Raw genomic sequence first — 14063 nt, 5'->3', positions numbered from 1 at the left:
CACCTTATTGTAACGTAATTAGATTTTTGCCTTGCATCTCTTGTGGAACAGGAAGATTCATCAAACTAAGCAAAGTTGGTGCTACATCTGCAAGCACGCCACCTTCAGCAATTGTTGCTTGTGTAGGTCCAACATAAATGAATGGTACCAGCTCAGTGGTATGTTGCGTATGTACCTGTCCGCTTTCATAGTCCTGCATTTGCTCTACATTACCATGATCAGCAGTAATTAACATATGACCTTTGTTTGCCATCACTGCTTCGTAGACTCGACCTAAACATGCATCCACAGTTTCTACTGCTTTCACAGCAGCATCAAACACACCAGTATGACCAACCATATCACCGTTAGCATAGTTCACAACTAACAGATCAAACTCACCTGAATTGATTGCATTAACCAACTCATCAGTGACTTCAATTGCACTCATTTCAGGTTTTAAATCGTAAGTTGCGACATTCGGCGATGGAATCAAAATACGCTTCTCACCTGCATATTCATCCTCACGACCACCACTAAAGAAGAACGTAACATGTGCATATTTTTCTGTTTCAGCAATTCGTAACTGTGTCTTACCCAACCCTGATAGATATTCACCAATCGAATTCTTCAACTCTTCAGGCATATAAGCAACGGGAGCATCAATACTTGCTTGATAACGAGTCAGCATAACGAATTTGGAAAGTGCTGGAATTACTTTACGTGTAAAGCCTGTAAAATCTTTTTCAACAAAAGCACGAGTAATTTCACGCGCACGATCGGCACGGAAATTCATAAATACAATACTGTCGCCATCTTGTACTTTAACAATGTCACCAATACGTGTTGCTTTGACAAATTCATCGTTTTCATCAGCAGCATAAGCGAGATCCAACGCTTCAACCGCATTGCTAGCAACACGAGTCGCCTCACCCTCAGTCATTAAACGATAAGCTTGTTCAACACGATCCCAGCGATTATCACGGTCCATTGCAAAATAACGACCAATCATCGAAACAATGCGACCTTGATTTGGGTATTGAGCAAATACAGCATCTAATTTTTCTAATGAAGGTTTCGCACTACGTGGTGGAGTATCACGACCATCGAGAAATGCATGTAAGTAGACCTTTGCACCACGTTTTAGTGCAAGCTCACACATCGCCACGATATGGTCTTCATGTGAGTGAACGCCACCCTCTGACAGCAAGCCCATGATATGCACAGCACCATTTGCAGCTTTGGCTTTTTCTACAGCATCAACCAATACTTCATGCTCAAAGAAAGCACCAGTACGGATATCTTTAGTAATACGAGTAAAATCTTGGTACAACACTCGACCTGCACCAAGATTCATATGTCCAACTTCAGAGTTACCCATTTGCCCATCTGGCAAACCGACATCTTCACCTGAACCAGAGATTAAACTATTCGGATGCTTCGCTTTCATGGCGGTTAGATTTGGCGTTTTTGCTGCTAAATACGCGTTATCTTCAACTGCTTCACGATGTCCTACACCATCCATGATTACAAGAACGTGAGGAATTTTGCCAGCATTTGCATCCGTCATATTGGACTCTCTGTTTGTCTATCATTTGATCGGCATAGTTTACCGAAATTTGACAAAATTCTCTATGACCTGACGGATGGCTTTGCTCAATCGATAAGATAGGGAAAGCAAATGCTGCGTTAACGTGCTCGATAGAGCAAATAACTACCGATGCCGAACATCAGCATAATTGGCAACAATACAAACCATGCAGGAGATGGCGCATAAACCAAACTTGCATAACCTAAAAAGTCTTGCAAGTAGAAAAAGCCTAATCCCGTAAATAATGCAATCACCAGACGAAAACCCATAGACTGTTGACGCAATGGACCAAAAATAAAAGAACACGCAATCAAAACCAGTGCAATCAATGCAAAAGGAGAAGATACTTTCTGCCAGAAAGCCAGTTCGTAGCTCTTTGGTACTTGGCTATATTCTTCCAAATAGCGCATAAAACTAACCAACTGACTTGGAGATAAATCTTCAGGATCTAAGGTCACCATGTGCACATATTTCGGCTGCAAAGCGAGACCTAATGCCTGTTGAGCATGATCAGTTTTGATCGCATTACCTTGAGCCAGCAAATCAACTTGATGTGAGTCCTGTAAAGTCCATTGACCATCTTTCACAAACTGACCTTTCTCAGCAGTAATAAAAGACTGAAGACGATAATTTTGATCAAAATCAATTGACTGAATATTACGTAATTGCCCTTGAGAGTTTGCATAGTCAATATATGTAAAACGTTGTCCTTCTCTCGACCAATATCCTTTTACTTCACCTAAAGTCGCAACACTACGTTGTTTTTTTATGCTTTGGGCTTTTTCATTTGTATATGGAATAACCCATTCACTTAATACAAAAGACAAAACAATTAATAACAGTGCCGAACGCATAACCCAGCCAACTATACGCCATAGGCTGATACCCACCGAGCGCATGACAATCAGTTCACTGTTCGATGCCAATGCCCCCAGACCAAGTACAGAACCTATCAACGCAGCGACAGGCAAAATTTCATACAAATATCGAGGCGCACCCCACATGACATACAAAAATGCCTGCCATGCATTGTAATTAGGTTTAAGTGAGCCTAACTCACCTAGATACGTAAACAACACTTGTAAAAAGGAAAGCACCAATGTTGTTCCCAACATTGCGAGTACCGTGGTTTTTGTCACATGTTTGGCGACTATTCGACGTGCTAACATCATAACCCCACTCGCTGAATGCCTTTCTTAATTTTAGGCGCTAATTTCTGTTTGCGTGCAAAAATCGCTGCTGCAATTGCATAGACAAGAAGCACAACTGGATATGCCCAAATATCTAACTCTTCTTTACTAATTCGGGTCTTAATTGCAATCATCAATACAATTAAACTGGCAAAAATAAAAATCGCAGGAATGAGACGATAATAACGACCTTGTCTCGGGCTAACTTCTGATAATGCTACGGCAAGCAACAAAGCAACAAGGATGACAAACGGTCCAAATATCCGCCATCCCAACTCACTACGAACCACCGAATCATCACGTTTTTGCCATAATTTACTCATCGATAATGCTTCAACATCATCACTTTCAAATTTAATGTCTTTATCATTTTCTAAACGTAAGCGATATGACTGAAATTCTGCTTGAGTGTAGCGTGGCTGATTCGGATAAATTTCGTAACGTCGCCCCTGAACGAGGTCCACCACATTGGCTGTGTCATTAGCCATTTCCACACGTGTAGCTTCTTTTGCCAAGATCATGACATCAGGTTTGTCTTCACGTTCAGCTTTTTGATAATAGAAAATATCTTTTAAGTTTTTGCGATCTTCTGACAAAGAGCCAGCATAAATGGTGTATGGCCCAGAAGAAATAAACTCCTTCGGTCGAACCAAATCAAAACCTGCTCGCACTGCTTGAGTTTGCATCAAACTCTCGTAAGCTCTGATTCCCGACGATGATCCCCAAAACATCAGAAAAGATTGAACAAGCAAATAAACGAAGGTCATCGGTAATAATAATTTTGCCAATTGATTTCGACTGACGCCACTACCATTTAACACCGCCATTTCATGGTCAACATAAAGTCGACCAAATACCAGCATCAATCCAATAAAGAAACCGAGTGGAAGAATCAACGTCAAAAATTCGGGTAGACGATATGCAATGATACTCAGCAAAACGCCAGCATCTAAACGACCTTGTGCAGCTCGTCCAAAAATCTTGATTAACTGACCACCCATAATAATGAGCGTAAGTAATGCAGTTACAACCAAAGAAGTGGACACCACTTGTTTGACGAGATAACGCCGAATAATCAAAGTAATGCTTCCAAAAAATAGACCAATCGTGGGGTAACGCTAGTTTACCCGAATGTTAAAAATATAAAACCTATCGCATGTTGCCGATTGCAAGCTCATACCTGAACGTGTTTAATGGACTTATCTATCTTTTTTGCTCATTAGGTTTTACATAAACAATGAAATTTACACTTCATACCGCATTACCAACTCAAGCGTCTAGTGAATCTTTGTGGATTTTAGTTGATTCAGAGCAATTACAACAAAGCACAAAGTCTTATAAAATCAACAATCTAGATAATCTTATTTCAGCAACACAATTTAAAGCAGCCTTTAATGAGAATTTACCGCTTATTGCTCAATTAGAAGAGCAAGCTAATGCCCAACTGCTTGGTTTAGGTAAAAGTAACGAGTTAAAACCGAATAAATTAGCAAAACTCGCACAAAGCATTATCAAATCGTCACAAAATAAATTTAAAGAAATTACGATTGATCTCACTGCTTTGCCAACAAATTTACATGCCTTATTCGCACTCAGTTTAAGTCAAGCAGGCTATGGTTATGACGAATTCAAATCCAAAAAAAATGAATTTGTTTTAGAAACCATTCATCTTGTTGCTGAAACAACTTTATTAGATGATGCACAACTCAACTTAGTTCATGCTGTTCAGTCTGGACAAAACTATGCACGCGACTTAGGCAATCGACCAGGAAATATTTGCTTCCCAGAATATTTAGCTGATCAGGCACTGGCTCTTGCTGCGCAATATCCAGATATGTTGCAAGTTACCATTCTTGATGAACAACAAATGGCTGACCTTGGGATGTATGCGTTCCTTGCCGTAAGCAAAGGATCTGATCGTCCAGGTCGAGTGATTACTCTTGAATACAAAGCCAATACAGATCAAGCTCCGATCGTACTTGTCGGTAAAGGTGTAACCTTTGATACAGGTGGTATCTCACTGAAACCTGGTGCAGGTATGGATGAGATGAAGTTTGATATGTGTGGCGCTGCTTCAGTACTTGGCACAATGCAGGCTCTTTGCGAAGCACAGCTACCAATTCATGTGGTAGGTGCGATTGCCGCAGCTGAAAATATGCCATCAGGTCGTGCAACTCGACCGGGTGATATTGTAACGACCATGAGTGGTCAAACTGTAGAAATTCTAAATACTGATGCAGAAGGTCGTCTGGTTCTTTGTGATACGCTCACCTATATCAAACGCTTTAACCCTGCTCTTGTGATTGATATTGCAACACTTACAGGTGCATGTGTCGTTGCATTAGGTAAAGTTGTAAGTGGCTTATTTACTCCTGATGATGAATTGGCTCAAGAGCTGCTACAAGCTGGCGAACAATCACTCGATCGTGTTTGGCGCATGCCTGTAATGGAAGAATATCAGGAATTGCTAGATTCACCTTTTGCAGACATTGCGAATATCGGCGGCCCACATGGTGGGGCAATCACAGCAGCATGTTTCCTCGAACGTTTCACACGTGACTATCGCTGGGCACATCTCGATGTTGCAGGTACAGCATGGTTATCTGGAGCCGCTAAAGGCGCAACGGGTCGCCCAGTTCCGTTATTGATGCAATTTTTAGCAAATCGTGCTCAAGCAAATAGCTGAATGTTGTGACATTTATTTTTGTCATAAAAATAGGGCTTGAATATAACTTTGGACGATTCAAAATTGAGAAGTTTCTAGCCCTATTTGAGCATATTGATGTATTCGCTAGTGAATACATCAACCCAACCATAAAAAACAGATATGTGTAATTAGATGTCAACTCAAGCTCAAATTAGTTTTTATCTATTTGAAAATAGTACTGAGCGACAAGTTGAAAGTGCTTGTCGTTTATGCCGAAAAATTTTGAACCAACATCCTAAAGTGTGGTGGTATTGCGATAATGCAGAAATGCAGAACGAACTTGATGAGAAGCTTTGGACTTTTGATCCAACAAGTTTTATCCCCCATGGGATTCATTTAGAAAATAGTGCCGTATGTATTTCAGAAGAATTACCATCATCCAATGATTGGATTGTCTTTAATTTTAACAATCATGCACTTGAACAAACTCAAGAATTTCGACACATTATCGAAATTATTGAAAATAATGAAATTGCGAAACAAATCGGTCGAGAAAAATTTAAAATGTATCGTCGTTTAGGTATAGCACCTCGAACATTTAAATTATAAATCCGAAATTAGAGCGTCATTCGAGGAGTGTCAGGTGGCATTAAATGTAGGTCAAGACTTTAAAAAACGTTGGTTGAACACGCCTGAAGCGGTTCGCCAAACGTATCAAGAAGATTTAGCTCGCATCTGTGATTTACTCCTGCCCCAAACACCCATCCAAACTTGGGTTCATCATGATGAACAAGCACAACGAAATTCTGCACAACGAATTGAAAAAGCATATGCTGATCTCAAAGCAGAATTAATCGAACAAGCAAGAATCCGTAAACAATTGGCTTTAGAAAAGGCGCTTGAAGAAAAACGAGCTGCTGAAGCAGCATATGCAGCACAGCTTCAAGCGGATGAAGAGCGTCAGTTCGAACAACAAACTGAACATTTAGCAGCATTACGTCATCATATTGACCAAGAGATTGCAGACCAAACTGAACGTTATCAAGTAAATCCAGAACAACCAAGTATTGATTATGCTCAAGCTCAACACATGGTCATTAAAGATGAGCAAATTCAATCTGAGCTTGAAAGTGTGCGTGTCCGACTGGAACTAGAAGCTGAAAGTATGATTGAACAAGCGGTCACAGTTTTTAGAGCAAAATTACATGCGATTGCGCAAGACGAAATAGAATACATTCTCAAAAATAGTCAATTTTCAGATGAAGAATAATAAAAAGCCCAGTTCAAACTGGGCTTTTTTGAATCATTTCAAAAAACCATTTTCGGCCAAAAATGCCATACTGATATTTGATTCATTTTTCTGCTCAGCCGCCTTATCACCGAGTAGTAATCTTTCGATATAACGAGCCAACACATCAACTTCAAGATTGACTTTGCTTCCAACTTGCCAAGTTCCAATATTGGTACGTTCAGCCGTATGCGGGATCAAATTCAAACTCAAAATATTGCCGCGTAAATGGTTAATCGTCAGACTGATCCCATCAACCGTCACAGAACCCTTTTCTGCCAAATATTTGGCTAATTCAACAGGTGCAGTCACTTCAAAATACAATGAACGAGCATCATGACGGACTAAAGTAATTTCACCCAGACCATCAACATGACCACTGACAATGTGCCCACCAAAACGAGTCGTTGGCAGCATTGCCTTTTCGACATTCACCGCTTGACCAACTTTCCATTGCCCTAGTGTCGTACGATTCAAACTTTCACGGGAAACATCAGCCGCATACCAGTTATCGCCCCATTCGATCACCGTCAAACAGATACCATTGGTTGCAATCGAATCCCCCAAATGCACATCCGACATATCCAGATCAGTTTGAATACGTAAACGAACATCGCCGCCCACACTTTGTAAGCTCTCAACCTTACCTAAACTTTCAATAATGCCTGTAAACATGGGAGTTTCAACCTATCTTTATGCAATACGCGCCATAGTCAATGAGATACCTTAAAGCAAAGAACTTGAGATAACAAGCCACTCAGAGTTCAAATCATCAGAGTTAAAAAAGATAGCCATTTGACTACCTTTAAACAATTCAATGAGGTTTATTGAAACTCAGAAATTTGTGAGTTCATCTTTTCTTTGACTTCGACTTGCTGATGTTTTAGGAACTGGCTAAAGAAAAATTTATAGCCCAATACACCTAAACACGCACCTAAAATTGGTGCAAAAATAGGAACCATAAAATATGGAACATCACGACCACCAGTAAAAGCGACAGGTCCCCAGCCCATAAAGTAAGCAACCAATTTAGGACCAAAATCACGTGCAGGATTCATTGCAAACCCTGTTAATGGGCCAAAAGAAGCACCGATTACAGCGACAAGCAATCCGACCAAAATAGGTGCTAGAGCTCCACGTGGTAAGCCATTAGTATCATCACTAATGGCCATAATTAACCAAAGTAAAAGCATAGTGATAAACATTTCCACCATGAATGCTTGACCAATAGACAACAACGGATGTGGATAGGTTGAGAAAATCCCAGCTAACTCTAAACTTTCTACGCTGCCGCGGAGCATATGATGAGTCTGCTCATAGTCCAGAAATAAGTTACTGTATAAAGCATATACAAGGAATGCACCCAAGGCTGCACCAGCGACTTGTGAAATGATATAAAAAGGGACTTTACGTTTATCAAACCCAGCAAATAAAGCTAAAGCGATTGTAACCGCAGGATTGAGATGAGCACCTGAAATACCCGCTGATAAATAAACAGCTAGAGCAACTGCTAAACCCCAAACGATACTAATTTCCCATAAACCTAAGTTTGCTCCTGCAAGCTTAAGTGCAGCCACAACACCAATACCAAATGATAGAAATATTGCGGTAGCGAAAAACTCTGCGACACATTGACCCCATAAAGTAGGTTCCGAGCGACTCATAACAACCTCACTTGGTCATAGCTACTGATCAGCATGACCTTAAATCAAGCTCGGCAAAATATATTCATTTTCGAAAATGATCAATATTTTAAGGTATTTTTTAAACCAAATAGTAAAATATTTTTCAAATAACAAAATCAACAAGTTCAAATGAAAATAATATAAGCTTCTGTTTTTGATTATTATTTATAAAATTAACAATTAAATATGAATTTATAAAAGCTCTTTATAACTCACATACAAAACAATAACTTAATCTAAATATTAGCTCTAATGATTAAAAAAGATAAAAAATATAAAAGCCCAGACACCATTTTATAAAAAATGATGTCTGCATGAACCTACCATAGTGCAAGTTGAGTGCTGTTGCCTGTTGTATCGACCCCGCCTAGCTCAGCGAAATGATAAAGCTGCCCTAATAGTTGTCTTAATGGAGGACCAGACTTAGCATGAGTATCTGTAATGACAATAAATTCAAGTACACGTGCACGTTCAGATTGGCGTTGTTTACTAACTCGATAGCGTGGAACATCTTGCGTAAGTAATGTTACTTTGCCGCGTTTTAAATTCGCTGTAAGTAAATCTTTAGGCTCGATATTTCCATCAGTTGAATAGCTTGTCAAAATATAACGTGCATTAATCGTTTCAAGTAACTTCTCATAAGCATCTTTGGCATGCTTCGAAGAGTTATAAGGGCTAGGACGCTCTTTACGCCATGCTCGATCAATACCACTCTTGAAGCCTTTTGTATCAGGTGATGGCAAGTCGACTTGATCCCACAAAGTCAAAGCATTTAAGACATGATAATTACTGCTGTAAGCATGTTGGTTGTAAGGAGGATCAAGATAAGCAACATCAACCTCAAAACCACTCATTTGATTGGCCAAATGCTGAGCATCTACACACCACATTTCAGCAGCAGGTCGTTTGCTATCACCAATTTCACAAAAGCGACTTGGGGTAAGCCACAATAAAGATTCAATACGTTCTAGTGCAGTTTGAGTTCTCCCCCCCCACCCTTGATGGAAACTCTTGAATACACCACTGGTATTACTCACAAAACTGGCTGAATAAAGTAATGGCGCCAACAAAGCACTCATCTCGACATCATTAATTGCACCTTGAGCTTGCCATGTAGCAATCTGTTGTCGAATTGCATCTATACGCATGCCATTGCGGCGTTTAAAGAACAATCGATCACGGGAAGGATCGTAAATATCATCATTGCGCGGGCATAAATTATGGGTCACCCAGCCTTTGACTTCAGGGAGCCTGTTTAAGTAATCAATCGCCTTTTGATAACCACCCAACTCTTTGAAAGCTGGTGCATCCACACAAGCTAAAATGGCATGATTGAGTGCATGACTATAGGGCTCCCAATCATTAGCAATCACACGATACCCATTTTGGCGGGCTAAACGAGAAACAACACCACTCCCTGCAAAAAAATCCGCAAAAATCGGTGGGTTCTTCTTTTTACTATTCAGAGTGCCCGTAATCTCAAGCGCTTCTAAAATCAAATGTAGAAGTCGACGCTTATTCCCGAGATATGGAACTAACTGATGAAAAAGATACTCGTCAGTGGTACGTGCTGCATGACGACGTTTGTGATAAACCGATGGTTCTGGATTCATATCATCTCTTGGATAGGGAGCAATCTCAGGCGAATATCTTGCCCAAGTTGGGTTACATCGACCAACTCAAAACGAAGTTGCTCTGCCATTTTGCTAAACTTAGCGTTGAACATTGGACGGGCAGATTGACCAAGTAAAGTAGGTGCAACATAACTAATCATTTCATCAACCAAACCTTGTTCTAAAAAGGCGGTTGATAAGGTTGCACCCGCCTCTACCAACACATCATAAATTTGATATTGCTGAGTGAGGGTTTGCAATAATTGATTCAATGGTTGCGGCGCTAATTGTATCACGCCTAAATCGGCAAGTTCTTGACGAAATGGTGTCATCACCATGACGGTTTCAGGATTTTGTAAAATCTTGGCACTCAGGGGTAACTGTCCCTGACGATCTAAAATAATTCGCTTAGGTTGTACAACCGAGCTGAGATCAATCCCGTCTAAGAAACGAACATTGAGTTCACAATCATCTGCCAGAACGGTCTGAATACCTGTAATCACGGCAGCAGAGATGGCTCGCCAATGTTGTACATCTTGACGTGCTGCTGTTCCAGTAATCCATTTCGACTCACCTGATGCCATCGCAGTCCGCCCATCCAAGCTAGATGCAATTTTCAAACGTACATAAGGTAAACCTGTCGACATCGCTTTTAAGAAGCCAAAATTTAAAGTTTTGGCTTCTTTATCACAAATCCCAGTTTCCACTTCTATGCCTGCATCTTGCAAGATTTTGACACCTTTACCAGCCACCAGAGGATTTGGATCAGAACAAGCAACGACAACCTTTTTGACTTGAGCTTTTACTAAGGCTTTCGCGCAAGGTGGTGTCCGACCAAAATGGGCACACGGCTCTAAAGTCACATATGCCGTGGCATCTTTGGCATTTTCTCCAGCTTGTCGAAGTGCAAATACTTCTGCGTGTGGCTGACCTGCTTTGGGATGAAAACCCTCACCTATGATTTTTCCATCTTTAACAATAACACAACCCACATTGGGATTTGGTTTAGTCGAATACTGACCACGTCGTGCTAAATCAATAGCCTGTTGCATCCAGTACTGATTTTCAGAAAGATGGTCTTGGATTAAATCGGACATGATTTCCCTAACTTAAGCTTCGTTTTCACGTTGTTGCATTTGCTCGATTTGACGACGAAATGCCTCCACATCTTGGAAATCTTGATACACAGAAGCGAAACGGACATACGCTACATGATCCAATGCAAACAAAGCTTGCATGACAATTTCACCAATGGTTCTAGATTTGACATCACGTTCACCGAGACGGCGAATTTGGGATTGAATGTCGCTCAGTACTGTCTCAATTTGCTCTTGGGTCACAGGTCGCTTCTGCAAAGCGTGCATCAGAGAGCGGCGGAGTTTTGCTTCATCAAAAGGCTCACTTTTCGCATCTGATTTAATAACCCGCGGCATTACCATTTCATAACTTTCGAAAGTTGTAAAACGCTCACCACACACCACGCATTCACGACGGCGACGAATCTGACTACCCTCGGCAGCCAAACGGGAATCGATAACTTTACTATCAGCGGCGTTACAAAATGGACAATGCATAGTTGTGCAATTAGTTATTCACATCAACCAAGTGTATCAAAGTTTCAGCTATTGCTAAACAGAGAGCCACAATAGCCCATCAGTACAACCAAAAGTATATAAATGCTTCTTCATTGACATAAAAAAACAGCCCTTACGGGCTGCTTTTTTATCGATATTCAAAAGATCAATTATTCGATACGTTCGCCATGTTGGCTAAGGTCAAGACCCATACGCTCATCATCAGCGCTTACACGTATACCAATCACAAGATCGATCACTTTAAGGATAATGAAAGTCACAACACCACTATATACGATTGTTGCTAATACACCTTCAATTTGAACCCAAAGTTGGCCAGCGAATGTCGGAGCTAGTACAACACCAGCAGCTTTAATGATTTCATCACTATAGAAGATACCTGTCAGTACTGCACCTACGATACCACCAACAGCGTGTAAACCGAATGCATCCAAAGCATCATCAGCTTTAAGTAAGCGTTTCAGTGCTGTAATACCCCAGAAACATACTACGCCACCGATCAGACCCATGATCAATGCGCCACCTACACCCACGAAACCAGCAGCAGGAGTGATTACAACAAGACCAGCCACCGCACCAGATGCACCACCAAGAACAGAAGCTTTACCACGGATTAGACGTTCTACAAGTAACCAAGAGAATGCAGCAGCGGCAGCAGCAACTTGAGTTACCAAGATTGCCATACTTGCACGAGCACCCGCACCTAATGCGCTACCACCATTGAAACCGAACCAACCTACCCAAATCAAGCTCGCGCCGATTACAGTTAAAGTAAGGTTATGTGGCGCCATAGATTCACGACCAAGACCTGTACGTTTACCTAACATGTATGCAGCAACTAGACCCGCAACACCCGCGTTGATATGTACAACAGTACCACCAGCAAAGTCTAAAGCACCTGCTTTGAATAACCAGCCGTCTGCAGCCCAAACCCAGTGAGTAATTGGAGCGTAAACGAGGATGACCCAGATTGCGATGAATGCCATGAACGCAGAATATTTCATACGATCAGCAATAGAACCACTGATAATTGCCACAGTGATGATCGCAAACGTCATTTGGAAAATTACAAATAAGCTTTCAGGAATCGTCCCGCTCAGCGCATCAAAAGCAACGCCATTTAACATCGCCTTCGCCAAGTCACCAACATAGGCACCTGAACCAGAGAATGCGAGAGAATAACCAACAATCACCCAAATCAAGCTCACAAGAATTGCAGCTGAAAGGCTGAACATCATGGTACTGAGTACGTTTTTCTTACGAACCATACCACCATAAAACAGCGCTAAACCTGGAATAGTCATTAACAGAACAAGTGCAGTTGAAACAAGGATCCAAGCGGTATCACCTGTATCTGCTGTTGGTGTCTCTTCAGGTGCTGGAGCAGCCTCTGCAGGAGCGGTAGTTTCAGCAACAACAGTGGTTACTGTTTCAGCGACGATATCAGATGCTGCTACAGTTTGCTCTGTTGCTGGTGTTGAAGCAGCTTCTTCTGCCCAAACAACAGCCGAACCACCTAAGAGTGCGCCAGATAGACTGAGCGCCATAAGCATTTTTTTCATTCGTGTCCCCCAACCTTATTTTGTGAGCTATTTCTCTTATTTCTAACTCAGCAAACTTTATGCCAATTTAGACAGCATCTGGCCCTGTTTCACCAGTACGAATACGGATGACTTGTTCTAAATTCGTAACAAAGATTTTTCCGTCACCAATTTTTCCAGTGCTTGCGACACGAGTGATTGATTCGATCACGGCATCAACCATTTCATCGCTAATCGCAATTTCAATCTTCACTTTTGGTAAAAAATCAACCACATACTCTGCACCACGGTACAATTCTGTGTGACCTTTTTGACGCCCGAAACCTTTGACTTCAGTTACGGTAATCCCTTGAACACCAATATCAGAGAGCGCTTCACGCACGTCGTCTAATTTGAATGGTTTTACAATTGCAGTTACAAGCTTCATGTTTGTTTTCCTTCGGCTTATTTTCACCAGTAAGGTTTTATGTTCAATTTTCGTGCCAATATTTAAAGGTTGGGGATTTTTAAATATCAGGCACAAGCTTTCTTTATAACCTATTTAGCCTTGAAGATGTAGATATTCAATCGAAAATAAGTTTCATTTGCCAACGTTTAGCTAAAACAAGTCTCCAGTCATCCAACGTTCAACAACAAGTCTAGAGGATTCAGACAAGCAGTGTTACACTGAGCAGCAAATATACATAACTCATTGAGCTCATTATGATTGAAACTCTTTTACAAGCGATTTTGCAGCAAATTGATCAACCTAAAAAAGATTTAGAAAAGAACCTCCGCGCATTATTAAATGAAAGCATCGAGAAACTCGATCTTGTTTCCAAACAAGAACTAGATCGTCAAAGAACTGCCCTCAATTTAGCCAACCTACGTCTTACTGAGTTACAACAACAGATGAAAACTCTTGAAGAAATGGTGCAGAACAAAAAATAAGCAC

Annotated in this window: 14 protein-coding genes; 4 read left to right on the top strand and 10 right to left on the bottom strand. The window is 40.9% G+C overall.

The annotated features are described in order from the left end of the window. Nucleotides 1-4 precede the first annotated feature (4 nt). The 3 genes from gpmI to lptF all read right to left on the bottom strand — a co-directional run bounded on the left by gpmI (nt 5) and on the right by lptF (nt 3839). Nucleotides 5-1549 carry a 2,3-bisphosphoglycerate-independent phosphoglycerate mutase gene (gene gpmI, locus MKL32_RS13495; protein WP_099949328.1) on the bottom strand — a complete coding sequence of 515 codons (1545 nt, stop codon included), beginning with the start codon at nt 1547-1549 and terminating at the stop codon, nt 5-7. 119 nt (nt 1550-1668) lie between these two features. Then, nucleotides 1669-2739, bottom strand: coding sequence for an LPS export ABC transporter permease LptG (lptG, locus tag MKL32_RS13490; RefSeq protein WP_005403525.1), 1071 nt, complete (start codon nt 2737-2739; stop codon nt 1669-1671). Next, entirely contained in the window at nt 2739-3839 is a 1101-nt protein-coding gene (lptF, locus tag MKL32_RS13485; RefSeq protein WP_004917030.1) for an LPS export ABC transporter permease LptF, read from the bottom strand. Before lptF ends, lptG begins: the two co-directional genes overlap by 1 nt. A gap of 158 nt (nt 3840-3997) precedes the next feature. Here lptF and MKL32_RS13480 point away from each other — a divergent pair, with 158 nt between their 5' ends. From MKL32_RS13480 to blhA, 3 genes are all read left to right on the top strand, one after another. Continuing rightward, nucleotides 3998-5446, top strand: a complete 1449-nt coding sequence (locus MKL32_RS13480; RefSeq protein ID WP_270900652.1) for a leucyl aminopeptidase — start codon at nt 3998-4000, stop codon at nt 5444-5446. A 153-nt stretch (nt 5447-5599) separates the two neighbouring features. Further along, the gene (locus tag MKL32_RS13475) at nt 5600-6016 is read left to right on the top strand and encodes a DNA polymerase III subunit chi (protein ID WP_004917037.1); all 417 of its coding nucleotides are present in this window, start codon (nt 5600-5602) and stop codon (nt 6014-6016) included. A 34-nt stretch (nt 6017-6050) separates the two neighbouring features. Further along, the gene (gene blhA, locus MKL32_RS13470) at nt 6051-6677 is read left to right on the top strand and encodes a cell division protein BlhA (RefSeq protein WP_004917039.1); all 627 of its coding nucleotides are present in this window, start codon (nt 6051-6053) and stop codon (nt 6675-6677) included. A 33-nt stretch (nt 6678-6710) separates the two neighbouring features. Here blhA and MKL32_RS13465 read toward each other — a convergent pair whose 3' ends face one another. From MKL32_RS13465 to glnK, 7 genes are all read right to left on the bottom strand, one after another. Continuing rightward, entirely contained in the window at nt 6711-7370 is a 660-nt protein-coding gene (locus MKL32_RS13465) for a riboflavin synthase (RefSeq protein ID WP_125297257.1), read from the bottom strand. A gap of 149 nt (nt 7371-7519) precedes the next feature. Further along, nucleotides 7520-8359, bottom strand: a complete 840-nt coding sequence (locus MKL32_RS13460; protein ID WP_157938019.1) for an MIP/aquaporin family protein — start codon at nt 8357-8359, stop codon at nt 7520-7522. A gap of 341 nt (nt 8360-8700) precedes the next feature. Continuing rightward, nucleotides 8701-9993 carry a DNA adenine methylase gene (locus tag MKL32_RS13455; protein WP_004917048.1) on the bottom strand — a complete coding sequence of 431 codons (1293 nt, stop codon included), beginning with the start codon at nt 9991-9993 and terminating at the stop codon, nt 8701-8703. After that, entirely contained in the window at nt 9990-11090 is a 1101-nt protein-coding gene (gene ribD, locus MKL32_RS13450) for a bifunctional diaminohydroxyphosphoribosylaminopyrimidine deaminase/5-amino-6-(5-phosphoribosylamino)uracil reductase RibD (protein WP_270900651.1), read from the bottom strand. The genes MKL32_RS13455 and ribD overlap by 4 nt, the downstream gene beginning before the upstream one ends. Before the next feature lie 12 nt (nt 11091-11102). Further along, nucleotides 11103-11567, bottom strand: coding sequence for a transcriptional regulator NrdR (nrdR, locus tag MKL32_RS13445; protein ID WP_004957298.1), 465 nt, complete (start codon nt 11565-11567; stop codon nt 11103-11105). A 170-nt stretch (nt 11568-11737) separates the two neighbouring features. Further along, on the bottom strand, nt 11738-13150 hold the full coding sequence (locus MKL32_RS13440; protein ID WP_125272821.1) for an ammonium transporter: 1413 nt from the start codon (nt 13148-13150) through the stop codon (nt 11738-11740). Nucleotides 13151-13217: 67 nt separating this feature from the next. Next, nucleotides 13218-13556 (bottom strand): P-II family nitrogen regulator, encoded by a 339-nt coding sequence (glnK, locus tag MKL32_RS13435; protein ID WP_000780326.1) that lies wholly within the window; start codon nt 13554-13556, stop codon nt 13218-13220. Between the two features lie 275 nt (nt 13557-13831). On the opposite strand from glnK, the gene MKL32_RS13430 reads away from it, so the two are divergent. Next, entirely contained in the window at nt 13832-14059 is a 228-nt protein-coding gene (locus tag MKL32_RS13430) for an accessory factor UbiK family protein (RefSeq protein ID WP_005403519.1), read from the top strand. Nucleotides 14060-14063: the final 4 nt, after the last annotated feature.

Source organism: Acinetobacter sp. AOR34_HL (assembly GCF_027854795.1).
In the GTDB taxonomy this organism is placed as follows: Bacteria; Pseudomonadota; Gammaproteobacteria; order Pseudomonadales; family Moraxellaceae; genus Acinetobacter; species Acinetobacter junii.
Note: the sequence above shows the minus strand (reverse complement) of the source record. Positions and strands in the feature narration are given on the sequence as shown.